The organism is Pseudomonas sp. IPO3747 (assembly GCF_013385245.1).
In the GTDB taxonomy this organism is placed as follows: domain Bacteria; phylum Pseudomonadota; class Gammaproteobacteria; order Pseudomonadales; family Pseudomonadaceae; genus Aquipseudomonas; species Aquipseudomonas edaphica.
In genome coordinates this window covers 61,776-79,871 of sequence record NZ_JACAQL010000031.1, presented here as the reverse complement: position 1 = coordinate 79,871, position 18,096 = coordinate 61,776, and the positions used below count along the sequence as shown (strand labels likewise).

The following is an 18,096-nucleotide window of genomic DNA, read 5'->3' as shown; positions in this document are numbered from 1 at the left end:
CCATAGCTCAATGAGGGCTACCATCAGGAACCTTTTGCATAATCTGGAATCAGTGCTGCTTGCTTTTACATCAATCAATTAGCGAGCGCCCAGCATGATTTTGAGAAACACCTTACTGTACATTGCGCTTGTCGCCGCTGGCTTCCTTGCCGGGTATGCAGCGAAGCCAACCCGTGAACTTCAAGTAACGGCCGGCCAACTCATAGAGTGCGGGCGGGTAATCATGCCGACTCTCGGTATGTGAGCCCTGCGTAATTCTTCTCGCAGGCCTGGTCAGCTATTCTGGCTCGGTCATACGCTGTGCCCAACGCTACCGTTCTTTTGGATGCGAAAGCCCAGCGTGGGCTGGGCTCTTTTTTTCGTGAATATTAAGAACCTTAGGGTTTTGCAGCAACGGTCACCGCTATTTCAACCGGACCACTATCGTGGATGCGAGCATGTCGCCTAAGCGTTTGCGTGAGCCAAAGAAAATAAAAATCCAGTCCAAAATGCTCAAAACAGGCGTAGTGATGTTGCGCATAAACGACTGATATAGATTGCAATTAAGATGGCTACGCTCGTCAATGACTGACATCCCCAGCAATTTTTTACCCACGCTTTGACCGTTTGGCATTGCGTCCGAAAACAGGTAATACGCCGCAGCGGATCCAATAGCCAGAATCCCGACCGCGTCTGGAGATACACCCACAAATTCAGCCGTTCTTCCCACGGCGAATAAAACAAAAAAGGTGATTAAGGAGTCAATCCACTGACCTCCCAACCGCCGCCCCAAGCCAGCCAAGTTGTCTGGCTTTCGGTACTCGCTTTGAGGGGTGCTCACTTCCATGCGTTGACGCTCCAATAATGTTCGATTTGAAATATCTCAATATGCACAAAGCTCAGCGCGGATACGCTTAAGCCCGTCCTCCGCAGCCGATTCCATCATGGCATATCTTGTTACAACTATTCACCTGCAGGCACCACCCGCAAAGAACTTCAAACTTTTGTCCTAGTCCCAATGACAGGCGTGCTTTAAACCGTGAGCGCCTGCTGACAACCCATAGAGGTTCACAAAATGAAAATGACACTGCCCGCCCTATTTCTGGGCGTCCTCATTTCGCAAGGAGCAATGGCTGCCGGAGATGGCACAGCCGGCCTTGGAGGCGGCGTTGGTGGTGCACTTGGCAACATCGTAGGTCAACAGCTCGGCGGCTCAACGGGCGCGGCGGTAGGCGCAGGCGTAAGTGGTGCTGCCGGCAGTGCTGTCGGTGCTCAAAAAGGCAATAGAGCGGAAGCTGCATTAGGTGGAGGAATTGGCGGCGCGGGTGGCTCATTGATTGGTAATCGCCTCGGCGGTACAACCGGCTCGACTATCGGTGCAGGTCTCGGCGGCGCGGCGGGTGGCGCGCTGGGAAACAACCTGGCAGACGATGAGAGCAATCATCGATCCGATGGCAGAAAGCACAAAGGCAACAACAAGCACAAACACAAGAACAAGCATCGTTAGGTTCTGACGCTGTTACATCGAAGCCCGGCCCAGCGCCGGGCTTCTTGTTTCTGGCAGGCTCCCTGCTCTGCTATCGTGGCCCGCTCTGATCGCAGTGGAAGCATCGAAGCATGAATTCATGGAAGACTCTGGCAATCGCCTTACTGGCATCGGTCAGCACACAGGCCGTATCAGGTGACAACGTCAACCCTGTCGCGGCAGGAATATTTATCACCATTTCCTTGCCAACCATTTTAATTGGGGCAACCACATCCCTCACCACCGAGCCGCCAAAGATATTCAAGTCAGCCAAGACTGATGCACTGGCGTTCATAGGTTCGGACGGCGAGATTCGCGGAGCACAGTTTGAGCAAGCCTGCCGACACTATCGATTGAGTTACAGGTCACCACTCATGTCCGATATGCAACTGGCCAAGGCGATCGCGGCGTCCTACTGAGCGCAACCTTTCACATCCCTTTCACACTCGGGCGCTTAGGGTTACTCCAGCTCCTAGAGAACATCCCTTTAAGCCCGCTAATCCCCATCGCGGGTTTTTCTTTGTCAGCGATTTGGAGAGCCGAGACGTGCCCTCGACGTCTTACCCGACGACCGCTATACACGCCCACCTTCAAAATGACACGATAACGCCTTGCCTTCGTAAGCAGGAATACAGGATGTTCAGTCACGTAACCGTTGGGACAAACGATCTTGATAAGGCGTCTAGCTTCTATGACGCGGTGCTGATCCCTTTGGGGCTATGTCGACGGCCTGTAACCCCTGATGGCGGGCCACCTTCGGCATGCTGGATCAAGCCAGATAACGCTCTCCCTCGCTTTTATGTGTACAGCCCTTATGACCGCAATGAGGCCGAAGCAGGGAATGGCAGCATGGTGGCTTTCACTGCACCCTCTCCAAATGCGGTAGATACCGCCTATGCAGCCGGGCTTCTTGCAGGTGGATCTGATGAGGGTGAACCTGGCCAACGCCCTCACTATGGTGACGGTTACTACGGTGCGTACCTGCGTGATCCAGATGGCAACAAGGTGCACATCGCTCATCGTGGAGATTTGCATTTGGCGGGATAGGCGCAGCTCACGGCATTGGCTTGAAGCCCGCCATTGCGCGGGCTGAATGTGCTGAATTGACTGTGTGACCAGGTGCTATCTACCGACTTTCCGAGCGCTAATCAGCAACTGGCATCTACCCGCCATCTGCGGGAGGGATACAGCCACATCAGACAACACGCGGTACATCTCATGCTCGTCCGCAAACGGGTAAACCTCGAGGTTGAGAGCGATCTGAATCTTGCGCAGATCTGTGCCTTCGACGAGCCAGCACTCAGCGGTGCGAGTCATCGTTGATCCGTTGTCATCCGTCTGCCAGGCGAGAAAGTCGAATAGCCTGGCGACCTGCCGAAAGGATATCGAGTCAGGGATATCGGCAAATGGCCGACCACCAGGAGTGCCTACGAAATTCGGGGCGATTCAGCTACTGCTGTATATCACTGATCACAATCTGCGAGCTCCCCTCGATCCTTTTGACTTCTACAGTCATGCTCCCATGCTCGCCTTTGACCAAGTAAAGGTAAAGATGAAAACCTGGCCCAGTGTCACTTTCATCGTATACAAACCGTTTCAACAAGGTTAAGGAAGCAACATTACCTATCTGAGTAGTCACCTGTTGGTTTGAACGTAAATACTCCTGAAACGCAATATTCGCCTCATCCTTTGCCTCGTAGTATCTCAGCACAAACCCTGCTATCACGACGACCAACACTGTCGCAATTACAGACCTGATTTTTTTGAATCTCGGGCTTTTTAAACTACTCATACTGAATCGTCGCTGATTTGGCAGGCAGGTGGAATGACCATTTTTGACCAAGAACGGACAAATCACAATTGCGCCCCTGCCCAGGCATTCAGTGTGGATGGAATGTCAGGAACAGCGACCGACAGGTTTGAACCGGCAGGCGTTGCGCTTAAAAAGTTATTTTCTGAAAAGGTGCATCCACTTTGATCGTTGGCTCGTAGATTCAATACCCTCACTCGGAGGGCACAAGAGCCAAGGAGATTCATCATGCACGCCTTTTACAAAAAAATTGCTGCTGCAGCCTGCTTCGCGTTTCTCTCCGTTACTGCAACACTCAGCTTTGCTGCCGACACTGTGATGGTCGGAGGCGCAGCGATGTACCCAAGCAAAACCATCGTGGAGAACGCAGTCAATTCAAAGGACCACACCACACTGGTAGCGGCAGTCAAAGCTGCCGGCCTGGTTGATACACTCAACAGCAAAGGTCCTTTTACCGTATTCGCTCCGACAAACGAAGCCTTTGCCAAGCTGCCAGCAGGCACCGTCGAAACTCTGGTCAAGCCTGAGCACAAAGCCGACCTGACTAAAATTCTGACCTACCATGTAGTTGCTGGCACACATACATCAGCACAGCTGATGGCCGACGCCAAGAAGAATGGCGGCACCGTTGTGTTGAAAACAGTTCAGGGGGAGTCGCTGAATATTAAGCTGCACGACGGCAAGCTTTGGGTTGTCGATGCCAAAGGCGGTAAGGCGAGTATCAGCATCGCAGACGTTATGCAGTCCAACGGCGTAATCCACGTTATCGACTCGGTCTTGATGCCTTAAACGCTCTTGAACCCGGCAGGCGTGCAGTTTGCCGGGTGTTGAGGCGCGCATATAGGCAGTTACTGTCAATTCAAGGAAGAGCTATGTCATCGCTACTGTTTTACACAGATGCTAACGAGGCGATCGTAGTGACTGAATTGGGCAGGGAGATCCGGCGCTTGCCGCAAAGATCGGCGGGTATCAGTTCAGGAATATTCGACCCAAAGCGGGGTCAGAAATCGTGGATATTGGCGATGCAAGCCTGTTGCTGGGGCATAGCAATCAGGAAATCGCAAAGCGCGTTTACAGAAGGCTTGGCGCCACTGCGAAGCCGTCAAAATAGAAAAGTTCTGGAACACTTCCATAATAGCTATGGAACGCGGAACAAATACAAACCCGCCACGACCAACCCCCAGAAACGCAAAAGCCCCGCTTTCGCGGGGCTTTCGTGTAAATCTTGGCGGGAAACCAGGGATTCGAACCCTGGAGACGCTATTAACGTCCGCCGGTTTTCAAGACCGGTGCATTCAACCACTCTGCCAATTTCCCTTTTGCTTCACAGGATTATGATAGCCCATCCCGTGTCAGCGGGCGCCATAATACCCGAATGAAACACACTGTCAAACTCTTGCCATGGCTTGTTACAGAGCGTCTGTTATGATCCTTGCGACTGAATGTTTCAAAACTGAAGGAGTGTCGCCATGCGCGAACAGAATTACGCACTGAATGGTAACGCGCAGGCTGAGCAGCTTGAAGTCAGCCGCGTGTTGCGCAACACCTACGGCTTGCTCGCCCTTACCCTCGCGTTCAGCGGCGTAATGGCGTATGTGGCGCAGCAGATGCGCGTCGGCTACCCGAATATCTTTGTCGTGTTGATCGGTTTCTACGGCCTGTTCTTCCTGACCAACAAGCTGCGTGACTCGGCCTGGGGCCTGGTGTCGGCGTTTGCCCTGACCGGTTTCATGGGCTTTATCCTTGGCCCGATCCTCAACCGTTACCTCGGTATGGCCGGCGGCGCGGAAGTGGTCAGTTCGGCATTTGCCATGACTGCCCTGGTGTTTGGTGGCCTGTCGGCCTATGTGCTGATCAGCCGTAAGGACATGAGCTTCCTGGGTGGCTTCATTACCGCAGGCTTCTTCGTGTTGCTGGCGGCGGTGATTGCCGGCATGTTCTTTCAGATCAGCGGCTTGCAGTTGGCGATCAGCGCGGGTTTTGTGCTGTTCTCCTCCGTGTGCATCCTGTTCCAGACCAGCGCCATCATCCACGGCGGTGAGCGTAACTACATCATGGCGACCATCAGCCTGTATGTGTCGATCTACAACCTGTTCATTAGCCTGCTGCAGATCTTCGGCATCATGAGCCGCGATGACTGATTGCTAGCGCAATAAAAAATGCCCCGTATCGAAAGATACGGGGCATTTTTGTTTTCACGGGATTGCAAACGCTCAGTACTGGTTAGGTTCCATTTCCAGATCGACCTTGAAACGCTCAGCAATATCACGCTGGATGCGCAGTGCCAGGTTGGCAATATCATGCCCAGTGGCCGCGCCATAGTTGACCAGCACCAGCGCCTGCAGTTTATGCACGCCGGCATCGCCGTCGCGAAAGCCTTTCCAGCCGGCTTTATCGATCAACCAGCCAGCGGCGAGCTTCATCTGCCCATCGGCCTGCGGGTATGCCACCAGATCCGGATACTGCGCCTTCAGCTCAGCCGCCAACACATGGGACACCAGTGGGTTTTTGAAGAAACTGCCGGCATTGCCCAGTTCTGCCGGGTCGGGCAGTTTTTCACGGCGGATGCTGCAAATGGCACGGCTGACATCACTCGGCGTCGCCTCAGTGATGCCCTGCCCGGCCAGGCGCTGCTGCACCGGGCCGTAGTCGAGCTTGAGGTGCCTGGCGCGGCTCAGGGCGAAACGCACCCGCAGGATCAGCCAGCGCCCGGTTTCGTGCTTGAACAGGCTGTCACGGTAGGCGAAGTTGCATTCTTGCAGGCTGAAGTCGCGCAGCTCGCCGGTGTGGCGATCCAGGGCGGTGAGGCCGGCAAACACGTCCTTGATCTCCACACCGTAGGCGCCGATGTTCTGCATCGGCGCAGCACCGACGGTGCCTGGGATGAGGCTGAGGTTCTCGAGGCCGCAGAAGCCGTGTTCCAAGGTCCACACTACAAACGGGTGCCAGGCTTCGCCCGCTTCGGCTTCGACCACCACGTTTACACCGTCGTCCTGCAGCACCCGAACGCCCTGGGTGGCCATGCGCAACACCAACGCCTGGATATCCTGGGTCAACAGCAGGTTGCTGCCACCGCCGATCACCAACAGTGGTAATGACTGCGCCGTTGCATAGGCCAGGGCTTCACGCACATCGGCGTCGCTGCGGGCCTCGGCAAACCACTGGGCGCGCACGTCGATGCCGAAGCTGTTGAATGGCTTGAGCGATACCTGCGCAAGCACTTGCAAGGTCATAACCGCCCCTTCAATTCGATCACCAATAAATCACAGGCCCGCTCGATCAGGTCCAGTACCCGTTCGAAGCCTTGCTCGCCTTCATAGTAAGGGTCTGGCACCTCGTCCACCTCGGCGTCATAGCGGCGCAGGAACAAGTCCAGCTCGGCTTTACCTTGGCCAGGATGCAACGCCTTGAGGTTGCGCAGATTGCTGTGATCCATGGCCAGGATCAGGTCATATCGAGCAAAGTCTGCACGGGAAACCTGCTGGGCACGCTGGGCCGACAAGTCGTAACCGCGCACCAGCGCCGCGCGCTGGCTGCGCTGGTCCGGCGGGTTGCCGATGTGCCATTCACCCGTGCCGGCAGACGCCACTTCAACCTGGCCGGCCAGCCCCGCTTCGCGCAATTTATGGCGCAGCACACCTTCGGCGGTGGGCGAGCGGCAGATATTACCCAGGCAGACGAACAGAACCTCCATCAGGCCCCCAGCAGGCGACGGACGCGCTCAAGGTCTTCCTGGGTGTCGACACCGGCTGGCGGCGCTTCCAGCGCATCGCCCACGTGGATACGCACACCGTGCCACAGGGCACGCAGCTGTTCCAGGGACTCGGTGTTTTCCAGCCAGCACGGCCCCCAGCTGACGAAGTCATGCAGGAAACCGGCGCGATAGGCATAAATGCCAATATGGCGACGGTACGGTACGCCCTGGGGCAATACGTCGGGCTGTTTGGCGAACGCATCCCGCGCCCAAGGCAGGGTCGAGCGACTGAAGGTCAGCGCAAGGCCATTGATATCGCTGACCACTTTGACCACGTTCGGGTTGAACAGGGTGTCGATGTCTTCGATGGGTTCGGCCAGGGTCGCCATACGCGCCTCGCCGTGCGCGGCCAGGTTGGCGGCGACCTGATCGATCACGCACGGCGGGATCAAGGGTTCGTCACCCTGCACATTGACCACGATCGCGTCGGGCGCCAACCCCAACTGCGTGGCGACTTCGGCCAGGCGGTCGGTGCCGGAATTGTGGTCTTCACGGGTCAGCACCGCTTCAGCACCGAAACCTTTGCAGGCTTCGATAATGCGCGGGTCATCGGTGGCAACCACCACGCGTTCGGCGCTGCTTTTGCAGGCCTGTTCCCACACCAGCTGGATCATCGGCTTGTTGCCGATCAATTGCAGCGGCTTGCCCGGCAGGCGCGTGGAGGCGTAGCGCGAAGGAATGACAACGGTAAAGGCGGTGGTCATTTATCCAGGCGCTCATCGGTGGTCAGGGTACGGGCTTCGCTTTCCAGCATTACCGGAATGCCATCACGGATCGGATAAGCCAGGCCGGCGCCCTTGCTGATCAACTCGGTTTTATCAGCGCTGAGCTTGAGCGGGCCTTTGCAGATCGGGCAAGCGAGGATGTCGAGCAGTTTGGTGTCCATGAGTATTTCCTGGAAAAAGCGGTTTAAGGCAAAAGTCGGGCGGGCAGCAGGCGCATCAATTGCGTGTCGAACCAGGCCACAAACGCCGGTGACGGCAATGCATCCACTGCAAGGTACCACCAGTCGGGCTGGGCAAAGGCGCGGCACTTCACCGCGTCTTTTTCGGTCATCACCAACGGCAATGACGGTGTGAAATTCAACACCTCTGCGCTGTACGGCGCATGGTCGGCAAATGCATGGGGAATCGGCTGCCAGTGTAGCGTTTCGAGGGTATTGAAGAAACGTTGCGGGTTACCGATACCCGCGACGGCATGGACCCGCTGGCCGGCGGCAAAGTGCTCCACCGATTGGCGCTCACCGGTTTTCAAGTTGATCAGCGCCGTGGGTTGCAGGCGAAAGGCAAACCCATCCTCGCGATCGGCTCCGGCGCCGTTGTACAACAGCGCATCCACGCTATGCAGGCGCTCCACCGGTTCGCGCAAAGGCCCGGCCGGCAGGCAACGGCGGTTGCCCAAACCACGGGCGGCGTCGATCAGCACCAGTTCCAGGTCGCGGGCCAGGCGGTAATGCTGCAGGCCATCGTCGGAGAGGATCAGGTCAAGGGGTTCACTGGCCAGCAAGGCTTTGACGGCGCGGCTGCGGTCTGGATCGATCATCAGGGGTACGCCGCAGCGCTGAACGATCAGCAACGGCTCATCGCCCGCTACTTCGGCGCTATGGCTGGCCTCGACCCGCCACGGCAACTGCGGCGGCTTGGCACCATAGCCGCGGCTGACCACGCCGACCCGCAGGCCGCTGCGCCGGCAGTGTTCGATCAGCCACAGGATCAACGGCGTCTTGCCGGTGCCGCCGACGGTGATATTGCCCACCACCACCACAGGCACCGGCGGTTGGTAAATCTCACCCTCGCCCGCCAGGAAGCGCGCGCGTTTGCGCTGTACAACGTGACGGTAAATAGATTCCAGCGGCCGCAGCAGTACGAGTGCCGGATGGCCCTCGTACCACGCCTTGAGCAAACGATCGGACATAGCCATCAGGGCGGGCTCGCCGCCTCGACGGTGGTCATGCGCAGGTGGCTGAAGCCCAGCTTGCCGGCGGCGTCCATGGCGGTGATCACGGCTTGGTGCTGGGTTTTGCCGTCAGCGCTGATGGAAAGCGGCATATTGGTATCGCCGCCGGACTCTTTCTGCAGGGCATCCATCAGGCTGGCAAGGTCATTTTTTTCGAGCAATTGGTTATTTACCGAAAACACCCCGTCGGCGCTGATGGCAATGTCCAGCTGCTTAATTTCCTGGTCTTCGGCCGGTGAGCCACTCACTGCTTCGGGTAAATCAACGCGCAGTTGGGTTTCGCGGGTGAAGGTGGTAGTCACGACAAAAAACAGCAGCAGGATAAAGACCACGTCGATCAGCGACGCCAGGTTGATATCAACATTCTCCCGTTGCTTGCGGCGAAATTTCACGCTCGACCCTCAACGAAATCGACATCACGATCGCCCTGCACCACTTCCACCAGCTTGATGGCTTCCTGCTCCATGCCGACCACCAGTTCATCGATGCGACGCTGCAGGAAGCGGTGGAAAAACACCGACGGAATACCGACCATCAGGCCGGCTGCCGTGGTGATCAAGGCCTTGGAAATACCACCGGCCAAGACGGCAGCGTTGGTGGTCATGCCTGAACCCATGAACGAGCTGAAAATGTCGATCATGCCCAGCACCGTGCCCAGCAAACCAAGCAACGGCGCCATGGCTGCGATGGTGCCGAGCGCATTGATATAGCGCTCCATTTCGTGGATGACGCGGGCAGCGGCCTCTTCGATGCATTCTTTCATGATCTCGCGACCATGTTTGGAATTGGCGAGGCCTGCTGCGAGGATTTCACCCAACGGCGAGTTGGCGCGTAACTCCTTGAGTTTTTCTTTATCCAGCTGTTTGTTCTTGATCCAGCCCCACACCTGCCCCAGCAGATGCTCGGGGGTTATGCGACTGGCGCGCAGGGTCCACAAACGTTCGGCAACGATGCCGAGTGCGGCGATGGAGCTCAAGATAATCGGCAACATCATCCAGCCGCCGGATTTGACCAATTCCCACACAGTGAATGTCCCCTCGAAAAAGTGCGCCACTTTACCATATAGGTTCACCGGCGTGGTTCGCAGGCGCCAGGCCCGCCTGTCGCAGGCCCAGGTGTTTGGTAAGCCTGTATTACGGTAACGCTTCGCGCCAGAATCGCCGTTGACTGCGCGCAACAACCGGTGCTCTAAAACTGCCCAGGTGCACACGCACGGCACCTTGCTCGGCGCTGTCGTAGACCCGGCTGCCCAGCGCCTGGTAACGCGCCATCACCTGCGGATGGGGATGCCCGAATGCGTTGCCACGGCCGCGGGAAATCAGCACCGACTTGGGCGCAAGCCGCTGTAAAAACGCCCAGGACGAGGAACTGCGACTGCCATGGTGCGGCGCTTGCAGCCAATCGGTCGGCACCGCCAAGGGCGAAGCGAGAAAGGCTGTTTCAGCCGCCTCATCAATATCACCCGTCAGTAGCAACCGCTCGCCACGGGCCTGTACCTGCAAGACGCAGGATTTCGGATTGCTGCTGGTGGCGCCAGGCCATCGCCACACCTCGAATGACACGCCATCCCACTCCCAGCGCTCGCCATTGTTACAGGGCTGGGCGGCGAGAAAAGCCGGCAGCCCTTCGGTCTCTCCGCCGATAACCCTCCCGACGGGCAGCACACGGGCAACCGCTGCGGCCCCGCCGGCATGGTCAGCGTGAGCGTGGCTGATCACCATCGCGTCCAACGCCGCCACCCCAACCTTTTGCAGGGATGGCAGCACCACGCGCGCGCCCAGGTCAACCACCCCCGAGCGCGGGCCTGCGTCGTAGAGCATGGCGTGATGGCGCGTGCGCAGGATCACCGCCTGCCCCTGGCCGACATCCAATTGCACCACCTCCACCTGCCCGTGCGGCACCAATGGTTTAGGGGCAAAGACGGCCAACAGCAGCATCGGCCAGCCCAGTAGCCGCAATGGCACGCCTTTGGGCAAGAGTAATAGCACCGCGCCCGTGACGCTGATCAACCAATAACCCAACGGCACGTCGGCGGGCACCCACGCTGCGCGCAGCCCGGCCAGCAGCGCCAAGCCTGTGAACAGGCCATCCAACGCGCCACCGGCCAGCCACAACAAGCCCTCTCCCACCCACGGTACCGCCAACAGTACAGTGCCCAGCAGTGCCAACGGCAGCACCACCAGGCTGATCCACGGCACGGCAAACAGATTGGCCACCGGCGCACTGAGGCTGATGGGCAACCCCAGCACCAGCAGCACCGGAAACAAACCAATGGCGATCAGCCATTGGGGCCGGGTCCACGCCTGCCAGACGCTCCACGCGCCCAAACGCCCGCTGAATGCCAGCACCAGCACGGCCACGGCGGCAAACGACAACCAGAACCCTGGCTGCAAGCTGGCCAGCGGCTCCAGCACCAGCACGGCATTGAACGCTAGTAATAACGGCCACCACACACCCAAGTGGCGAAACCGCAAACGCCACAGCAGCACCAACCCGACCATCACGCAGGCCCGCTGCACGGGCACACCGAACCCCGCCAGCAGGCCATACCCCAGCGCGGCAGCAAATGCCAGGCCGCAGGCCCACGGCAGCCAGGGCAAGGCGCGGGGCCAGCAACCGTAGCGCGCCAGCCCGGCCACCAGCGCGTAGATCAAACCGGCCAGCAAGCCAATGTGCTGGCCGGAAATCACCAGCAGGTGCACCGTGCCGGTGTCCTGCAACACCCGCCAATCCTCGGTTGCCAACCCCGAGCCGTCGCCCAGCACCAAGGCTGCCAGCCCCGCCTCGCGGCCCTGAGCATCCACCGCCAGCAGGCGCTGGCGGACGCTGTCACGCCAGGCGTGGCGAGCCGGCGCCAGGCGTTGGCCATCTTTCACCGAGCCGGTGGCACCGATGCGCTGGGCCAGCAGCCAGGCCTCGTAGTCAAACCCCTGGAAATTGAGCAGGCCTGCCGGCCGCTTGAGCGTGACCGCCAGCCGCCAGCGCTCGCCGCTGTTAACCTGCGGGCCGTTATGCCAGGACAGGCGGATACGCTTGGGCAGCCGGCCCTTGCGTGACCGGCTGTCGGTCAGTTCAAAGCGCACGCCGGTGCTGGTGTTTTGCGGCAACCCGATGACGCGCCCCTCAACCCAACGAGTCTGACCGTCCAGAGCCGGCCTTAATCGGTCGTCCAACGCCCATTGCGCGCTCATGCACGCCCAGCTCACGCCCAACAGCAAAAACGCCAGCGGGTAGGTACGAAACGGCAGCAACATCAGGGCCACTACCAACATGGCCAGCAGCCATGTGGTGGCCGGCAGTGCGGGTAAAAATCGCAGCGACAATAAGCCAAGTCCGAACGCGAACATCCCTGTTCTCATGAATCATCCTTTTCAAGTGATCCACTAGTCTTAGTCGGATACCCCGCGCGGCCTCTGATGTTTTGTCACAAAGTCTGAATTTTCTGTTTATAGAATGCGGGCATACTTGCCCCTCGAACTGACCTGGACCCCTTATGCCCCGGCGCTTATTCAAACGGTACATGCCCGACCCCACGAGTATCCGGGAACACAAGTCCTTACGATTTCTCGGCACGTTGTTGCATGACCCCAACCTCTGGCACCTGAACCGCCATTCCGTCGCCCGCGCCATGGCAGTGGGCCTGTTCGCGGCGTTTATCCCGATTCCGTTGCAGATGTTATTGGCGGCTGTGCTAGCGATCGCTGTGCGCGGGAATATGCCGATTGCCGTGAGCCTGGTGTGGCTGACCAACCCGATCACCATGCCGGTGGTGTTCTTCTGCACCTACCTGACCGGCGCCTGGCTGATGAACACGCCGCCGCGCAGCCTGCCCGACAACCTGACCTGGGAGTGGATCAGCAGCCAACTGGGCACACTGTGGCAGCCGTTCCTGTTGGGTTCCGTGGTGTGCGGGCTGGTGCTGGCCGCGCTGGCCTACTGCCTGACGATGGGTTACTGGCGCTGGTGGGTCGCGCACCAGTGGAAGAAGCGCAAACAACGACGCACCTGACAGCTAGCGCGCTGGCAGCCGCAGGTGCACGCACAAACCTTGCGCGCTGTTCTGCGCCCACAACGTCCCACCCTGGCGCTGTACCGCATTGCGGGCGATGCTCAAGCCCAGACCATAACCGCCATCACCCGGCCGTGAGCCTTCGAGGCGGGTGAACGGCGCAAAGATACGTTCCAAGTCCTGCTCATCAATACCGCCGCCCTGGTCTTGCAGCCAAATATGCCAATCATCGCCCTCGCGACAGCCGTCCAGCGTCACCTGCCCCTGAGCGGGGGAATGTCGAATGGCATTGCGCAGGATATTTTCCAGGGCCTGGGCCAGCGCATTCAGGTTGCCGCGCACCCAGCAGTCGACGGGCAACAGACACGGCAAACGCGCTGCTGGCCAGTCACTTTCATAACAAGCGTTTTCCCGCAGCATGTCCCACAAGGCCGGAAGCTGGATGGCTTCCTCGGGTAACCGCGTTCGCTCGCTGTCCAGCCAGGCCAGTTGCAGGCTGTCTTCCACCAGGCGCTGCATGGCGTCAATCTCCCGGCCCAGGCGCTCGCGCAACTGCGCCAGATCCTGCTCACTGTCACAGGCTACGCGCAAACGGCTCAACGGCGTGCGCAGCTCATGGGACATGTCCCGCAATAACTGTTGCTGCAACTCCACCGTGCCCTGCAAACGCTCGGACATGTGGTCAAAGGCGCGGCCCAACTCACCCAATTCATCCTGGCGGCTGGTGGCCTCGCGGGACATGCGCGTATTCAATTGATCGGCGCGCCAGGCGTTGGCCTGCTCGCGCAACTGGTTCAGCGGCATGATCAGCAGCCGATAAAGCCCCACGCACAGCAGCAAGGTAAACAGGCCGGGAATCACGCCGTTGGTCACCACGCGCCAGAACACCTGATAGCGCCCCGGCATAAAGCGCTTGGGTAATTCGATCACCAGCGAGCCGGCGCCAGGGTTGACCGGGAATGGGATTTTCACCCAGGGCAGGCCTTTGACGTGTCGGCTGACCGGCCACTCCAGCCCGCGCAGAAAAGTCAGGCGCTGGCTTTCCTTGTCGCTCAGCGGCAGGCTGCTCAGCGACTGCAAGTCGTGGCCGATCACCCCGATCCAGGTCGATTCGCGCGTGGCCATCAGCTGCAACCAGGTGTCCACGCCAGCACTGCCCTGGGTACTCCAGGCCAATTCCGCGCCCGCGGCATAGCCGCGCAAAATCTCGCGGGACTCCTCGGCCACATAGGCGTTCTGCTCTTCCATATAGCGGCCCCAGGACCAACTGAGCCAGATCATCAGCAAACAGAAGGCGATCAGCAGGCAGGCGAGCTTCCAGAATAACGAGTGCCGGCCGGGCAGCCGCTCAAAGCCCTTCATCATGGCCGCTCAGTACATAACCCTTGCCCCACACCGTGCGCACTTCGCGCTCGCTGTAGCCGATGGCCTTGAGCTTGCGGCGAATCTGGCTGATATGCATGTCCAGGCTGCGATCGTGAGGCGCGTAACCGCGCTGCAACACATGCTGGTAAAGGAAGGCTTTGCTGAGCACTTCATCGGCGCTACGGTGCAAGGTCTCGAGCAAGCGATACTCGCTGCGCGTCAGCCCGGCCCAGTGTTCTTGAAAGAACACGTCGTACAGTTCATCGTCAAAACGCAGGCTGCGTGCATCGTCGCGTGCCGGTAAACGCAGCGGCAACGGCCGCCGGTCCAGGGCCACGCGGCGCAGGATGGCTTCGATGCGTACACGCAGTTCAACCATGCTGAACGGCTTGGGCAGGTAGTCGTCCGCACCCAGGCGAAAACCGCTGATGCGATCGGCCTCGGCGCCCAGCGCAGACATGAGGATCACCGGCGTCGCATGGTGCTGGCGCAAATGGGTAAGAATCGACAAACCGTCCATGCCCGGCAGCAGGATGTCCATCAACACCACGTCGAACGCCTGGTCACGTGCCATCTGCAGGCCCTGTTGGCCGTTCTGGCACCAGGTGACCTGGAAGCCACAGCGGCCCAGTTGCTCATGCACATAGGCGCCCAATACAGGGTCGTCTTCGATTGCCAGGATACTGGGTAGGCCAACTGCGGGATTCATTAGCGTCTGCAAGTCATTCTCAATCACTGATTATTCAAGATTAAACGGTGACAGGCAATCGCCACCAGGCTGCCGATGGCTCGAAGATTGCGCTCGGCGATTGATGTCGGAGATTGACGTCGATCATTAATTTGCGAGGTTCCACACTGCGCAAATGGCTACACTGCGCAGGTGGCGTGGGCCGGATGCCCGCGCAGATAAACGAAAACAGTGTGGTAGCAGGAGAGTGGCGTGCTTAGAAGAATGGGGATAAAAGGCCGCGTACTGTTGCTGACCTTATTACCGACCAGCCTGATGGCCCTGTTGTTGGGGGGCTATTTCACCTGGATGCAGCTGTCGGAGTTGCAGACCCAATTGCTGCAACGCGGCGAAATGATCGCCGAGCAATTGGCGCCGCTGGTGGCCCCGGCGTTGAGCAGCAAGAACACCGACCTGCTTGAACGCATCGCCACTCAGTCGCTGGAGCAACCGGACGTGCGCGCGGTGTCGTTCCTGGCACCGGACCGCTCGTCCCTGGCCCACGCCGGCCCGACCATGCTCAACCTTGCGCCGGTCGGCAACAGTTCGCACCTGCTGCAGCGCAGTGGCAATGACGCCACGCGCTACCTGCTGCCGGTGTTCGGTCGCCATCGCAACCTCGCGGGCGAATTGATCCCCGATGAAGCCGATCGCCTGCTGGGTTGGGTCGAAGTGGAGCTGTCGCACAATGGCATGTTGCTGCGCGGTTATCGCAGCCTGTTTGCCAGCCTGCTGCTGATCGCCATCGGCCTGATCTGCACGGCCGCCCTGGCGTTGCGCATCAGCCGCACGATCAACTCGCCCATCGGCCAGATCAAGCAAGCTGTGGCCCAACTCAAGGACGGCAACCTCGAAACCCGCCTGCCACCGTTGGGCAGCCAGGAGTTGGACCAATTGGCCTCGGGCATCAACCGCATGGCCGAAACCCTGCAAAATGCCCAGGAAGAACTGCAACACAGTATCGATCAGGCCACCGAAGATGTGCGTCAGAACCTGGAAACCATCGAGATCCAGAACATCGAGCTGGACCTGGCGCGCAAGGAGGCCCTGGAGGCCAGCCGGATCAAGTCGGAGTTCCTCGCCAACATGAGCCATGAAATCCGCACGCCGCTCAACGGCATCCTGGGTTTCACTCATCTGCTGCAAAAAAGCGAGCTGTCGCCGCGTCAGCTGGATTACCTGGGCACCATCGAAAAATCCGCCGACAACCTGCTGGGTATCATCAACGAGATCCTCGACTTCTCGAAAATCGAAGCCGGCAAGCTGGTGCTCGACAGTGTGCCCTTCAACCTGCGCGACTTGCTGCAAGACACGCTCACCATCCTCGCCCCCGCCGCCCATGCCAAACAGCTTGAGCTGGTCAGCCTGGTGTACCGCGACACGCCGCTGGCACTGGTGGGCGACCCGTTGCGCCTCAAGCAGATCCTCACCAACCTGATCAGCAACGCGATCAAGTTCACCCGCGAAGGCACTATTGTTGCCCGCGCGATGGTCGAAGACGAACAGGAAGACAGCGTGCAACTGCGCATCAGTGTGCAAGACACCGGCATCGGCCTGTCGAACCAGGACGTGCGTGCGTTGTTCCAGGCCTTCAGCCAGGCCGACAACTCGCTGTCGCGCCAACCCGGCGGCACCGGCCTGGGCCTGGTGATTTCCAAGCGGCTGATCGAGCAAATGGGCGGTGAGATCGGCGTCGACAGCACACCGGGCGAAGGCTCGGAGTTCTGGATCAGCCTGAGCCTGCCCAAAACCCGCGACGACGCCGAAGACCTGCCCTCCCCGCCGCTGCTCGGCCGTCGTGTGGCCGTGCTGGAAAACCACGAGCTCGCGCGCCAGGCGTTGCAGCACCAACTGGAAGATTGCGGCCTGCAAGTCACACCGTTCAATACCCTGGAAAGCCTGACCAACGGCATCACCAGCGCACACCAGACTGAACAGGCAATCGACCTGGCAGTGCTCGGTGTCACCGCCAATGACATTCCGCCCGAACGCCTCAACCAGCATCTATGGGACCTGGAACACCTGGGCTGCAAGGTGCTGGTGCTGTGCCCGACCACCGAACAGATGTTGTTCAACCAGTCAGTGCCCAACCCCAACAGCCAGTTGCAGGCCAAACCTGCGTGTACGCGCAAACTGCGCCGTGCACTGGCCGATTTGATCAGCCCGCGCCCATTGCGCAGCGAACCCGGCGAACCGCTCTCCAGCCGAGCGCCGCGCGTACTCTGCGTGGACGACAACCCGGCCAACCTGTTGCTGGTGCAAACGTTGCTCGAAGACATGGGCGCCAAGGTGCACGCGGTCGAAAGCGGTTATGCGGCCATTGACGCGGTGAAGCAGGAAACCTTCGACCTGGTGCTGATGGACGTACAAATGCCCGGCATGGACGGGCGCCAAAGCACCGAGGCGATCCGCCAATGGGAAAGCGAACGCCACGGTACGCCGCTGCCGGTGGTCGCCCTCACCGCCCACGCCATGGCCAACGAAAAACGCGCGCTGCTGCAAAGCGGTATGGACGATTACCTGACCAAACCCATCAGCGAGCGGCAGTTGGCCCAAGTAGTGTTGAAGTGGACCGGCCTGGCCCTGCGCAATCAAGGGCCGGAGCGCGCGACTGACGGCTTGGCACCCGGCGTGCAACTGCTGGTACTGGATCATGAGGAAGGCCTGCGTCTGGCGGCCAACAAAGCCGACCTGGCCGCCGACATGCTCGCCATGCTGCTGGCCTCGCTGGAAGCCGATCGCCTGGCGATCACCGCCGCCCGTGAAGCCAAAGACAACAATGCGCTGATCGAACGCGTGCACCGCCTGCATGGCGCCACCCGCTACTGCGGCGTGCCGCAATTGCGCGCCGCCTGCCAGCGCGCGGAAACCTTGCTCAAGCAAGACGACGCCAAGGCCATCGCCGCGCTGGATGAACTGGACATGGCGATTGCGCGGTTGGCCAGTGAGGCACGGGTCAGCGCCTGAGGCT

18 protein-coding genes, 1 tRNA gene and 1 pseudogene are annotated in these 18,096 nt (G+C 59.5%); 8 read left to right on the top strand and 12 right to left on the bottom strand.

Features of this window, described 5'->3' with window-relative positions; genetic code table 11:
• Positions 1–403: 403 nt before the first annotated feature.
• The gene (locus HX790_RS28740; RefSeq protein WP_017136552.1) at positions 404–826 is read right to left on the bottom strand and encodes an RDD family protein; all 423 of its coding nucleotides are present in this window, start codon (positions 824–826) and stop codon (positions 404–406) included.
• Between the two features lie 228 nt (positions 827–1,054).
• Here HX790_RS28740 and HX790_RS28735 point away from each other — a divergent pair, with 228 nt between their 5' ends.
• The 5 genes and pseudogenes from HX790_RS28735 to HX790_RS29700 form a co-directional block, all read left to right on the top strand.
• Positions 1,055–1,486, top strand: coding sequence for a hypothetical protein (locus tag HX790_RS28735; RefSeq protein ID WP_176992574.1), 432 nt, complete (start codon positions 1,055–1,057; stop codon positions 1,484–1,486).
• 110 nt (positions 1,487–1,596) lie between these two features.
• Positions 1,597–1,923: a DUF2388 domain-containing protein gene (locus HX790_RS28730; RefSeq protein WP_138452158.1), complete on the top strand. Its 327-nt coding sequence runs from the start codon at positions 1,597–1,599 to the stop codon at positions 1,921–1,923.
• Between the two features lie 217 nt (positions 1,924–2,140).
• Complete coding sequence (locus HX790_RS28725) at positions 2,141–2,551, top strand: VOC family protein (RefSeq protein ID WP_080593752.1); 411 nt, start codon at positions 2,141–2,143, stop codon at positions 2,549–2,551.
• Positions 2,552–3,542: 991 nt separating this feature from the next.
• On the top strand, positions 3,543–4,103 hold the full coding sequence (locus HX790_RS28715) for a fasciclin domain-containing protein (protein WP_017136558.1): 561 nt from the start codon (positions 3,543–3,545) through the stop codon (positions 4,101–4,103).
• Positions 4,104–4,248: 145 nt separating this feature from the next.
• Positions 4,249–4,425: pseudogene (locus HX790_RS29700) on the top strand (integrase); the annotation flags it as partial.
• Between the two features lie 115 nt (positions 4,426–4,540).
• Here the strand turns inward: HX790_RS29700 and HX790_RS28710 are convergent.
• Positions 4,541–4,631 (bottom strand) — tRNA-Ser (locus HX790_RS28710).
• A 152-nt stretch (positions 4,632–4,783) separates the two neighbouring features.
• Between HX790_RS28710 and HX790_RS28705 the strand changes: the two genes are divergently transcribed.
• Positions 4,784–5,455, top strand: coding sequence for a Bax inhibitor-1/YccA family protein (locus tag HX790_RS28705; RefSeq protein WP_017136559.1), 672 nt, complete (start codon positions 4,784–4,786; stop codon positions 5,453–5,455).
• A 72-nt stretch (positions 5,456–5,527) separates the two neighbouring features.
• On the opposite strand, the gene murB is transcribed toward HX790_RS28705, so the two are convergent.
• The 8 genes from murB to HX790_RS28665 form a co-directional block, all read right to left on the bottom strand.
• Positions 5,528–6,547, bottom strand: a complete 1,020-nt coding sequence (gene murB, locus HX790_RS28700; RefSeq protein WP_017136560.1) for a UDP-N-acetylmuramate dehydrogenase — start codon at positions 6,545–6,547, stop codon at positions 5,528–5,530.
• Complete coding sequence (locus tag HX790_RS28695; RefSeq protein ID WP_017136561.1) at positions 6,544–7,008, bottom strand: low molecular weight protein-tyrosine-phosphatase; 465 nt, start codon at positions 7,006–7,008, stop codon at positions 6,544–6,546. Before HX790_RS28695 ends, murB begins: the two co-directional genes overlap by 4 nt.
• Positions 7,008–7,772 carry a 3-deoxy-manno-octulosonate cytidylyltransferase gene (gene kdsB / locus HX790_RS28690; RefSeq protein WP_017136562.1) on the bottom strand — a complete coding sequence of 255 codons (765 nt, stop codon included), beginning with the start codon at positions 7,770–7,772 and terminating at the stop codon, positions 7,008–7,010. Before kdsB ends, HX790_RS28695 begins: the two co-directional genes overlap by 1 nt.
• Positions 7,769–7,954, bottom strand: a complete 186-nt coding sequence (locus HX790_RS28685) for a Trm112 family protein (RefSeq protein ID WP_003174668.1) — start codon at positions 7,952–7,954, stop codon at positions 7,769–7,771. The genes kdsB and HX790_RS28685 overlap by 4 nt, the downstream gene beginning before the upstream one ends.
• A gap of 23 nt (positions 7,955–7,977) precedes the next feature.
• Positions 7,978–8,988: a tetraacyldisaccharide 4'-kinase gene (lpxK, locus tag HX790_RS28680; protein WP_017136563.1), complete on the bottom strand. Its 1,011-nt coding sequence runs from the start codon at positions 8,986–8,988 to the stop codon at positions 7,978–7,980.
• Entirely contained in the window at positions 8,988–9,416 is a 429-nt protein-coding gene (locus HX790_RS28675; RefSeq protein WP_017136564.1) for a biopolymer transporter ExbD, read from the bottom strand. The genes lpxK and HX790_RS28675 overlap by 1 nt, the downstream gene beginning before the upstream one ends.
• Positions 9,413–10,048, bottom strand: a complete 636-nt coding sequence (locus HX790_RS28670; RefSeq protein WP_016969293.1) for a MotA/TolQ/ExbB proton channel family protein — start codon at positions 10,046–10,048, stop codon at positions 9,413–9,415. The genes HX790_RS28675 and HX790_RS28670 overlap by 4 nt, the downstream gene beginning before the upstream one ends.
• Before the next feature lie 109 nt (positions 10,049–10,157).
• Entirely contained in the window at positions 10,158–12,383 is a 2,226-nt protein-coding gene (locus tag HX790_RS28665; protein WP_017136566.1) for a DNA internalization-related competence protein ComEC/Rec2, read from the bottom strand.
• Positions 12,384–12,517: 134 nt separating this feature from the next.
• On the opposite strand from HX790_RS28665, the gene HX790_RS28660 reads away from it, so the two are divergent.
• Positions 12,518–13,033: a DUF2062 domain-containing protein gene (locus tag HX790_RS28660; RefSeq protein WP_017136567.1), complete on the top strand. Its 516-nt coding sequence runs from the start codon at positions 12,518–12,520 to the stop codon at positions 13,031–13,033.
• A 3-nt stretch (positions 13,034–13,036) separates the two neighbouring features.
• Here the strand turns inward: HX790_RS28660 and HX790_RS28655 are convergent, their stop codons facing one another.
• Both HX790_RS28655 and HX790_RS28650 read right to left on the bottom strand, forming a co-directional pair.
• A complete protein-coding gene (locus tag HX790_RS28655; RefSeq protein ID WP_176992592.1) occupies positions 13,037–14,395 on the bottom strand; it encodes a sensor histidine kinase in 1,359 nt (452 codons plus the stop codon).
• A complete protein-coding gene (locus HX790_RS28650; protein ID WP_017136569.1) occupies positions 14,382–15,107 on the bottom strand; it encodes a response regulator transcription factor in 726 nt (241 codons plus the stop codon). The genes HX790_RS28655 and HX790_RS28650 overlap by 14 nt, the downstream gene beginning before the upstream one ends.
• Positions 15,108–15,338: 231 nt before the next feature.
• On the opposite strand from HX790_RS28650, the gene HX790_RS28645 reads away from it, so the two are divergent.
• Entirely contained in the window at positions 15,339–18,092 is a 2,754-nt protein-coding gene (locus HX790_RS28645) for a response regulator (protein ID WP_017136570.1), read from the top strand.
• The last annotated feature ends 4 nt before the right edge of the window (positions 18,093–18,096 follow it).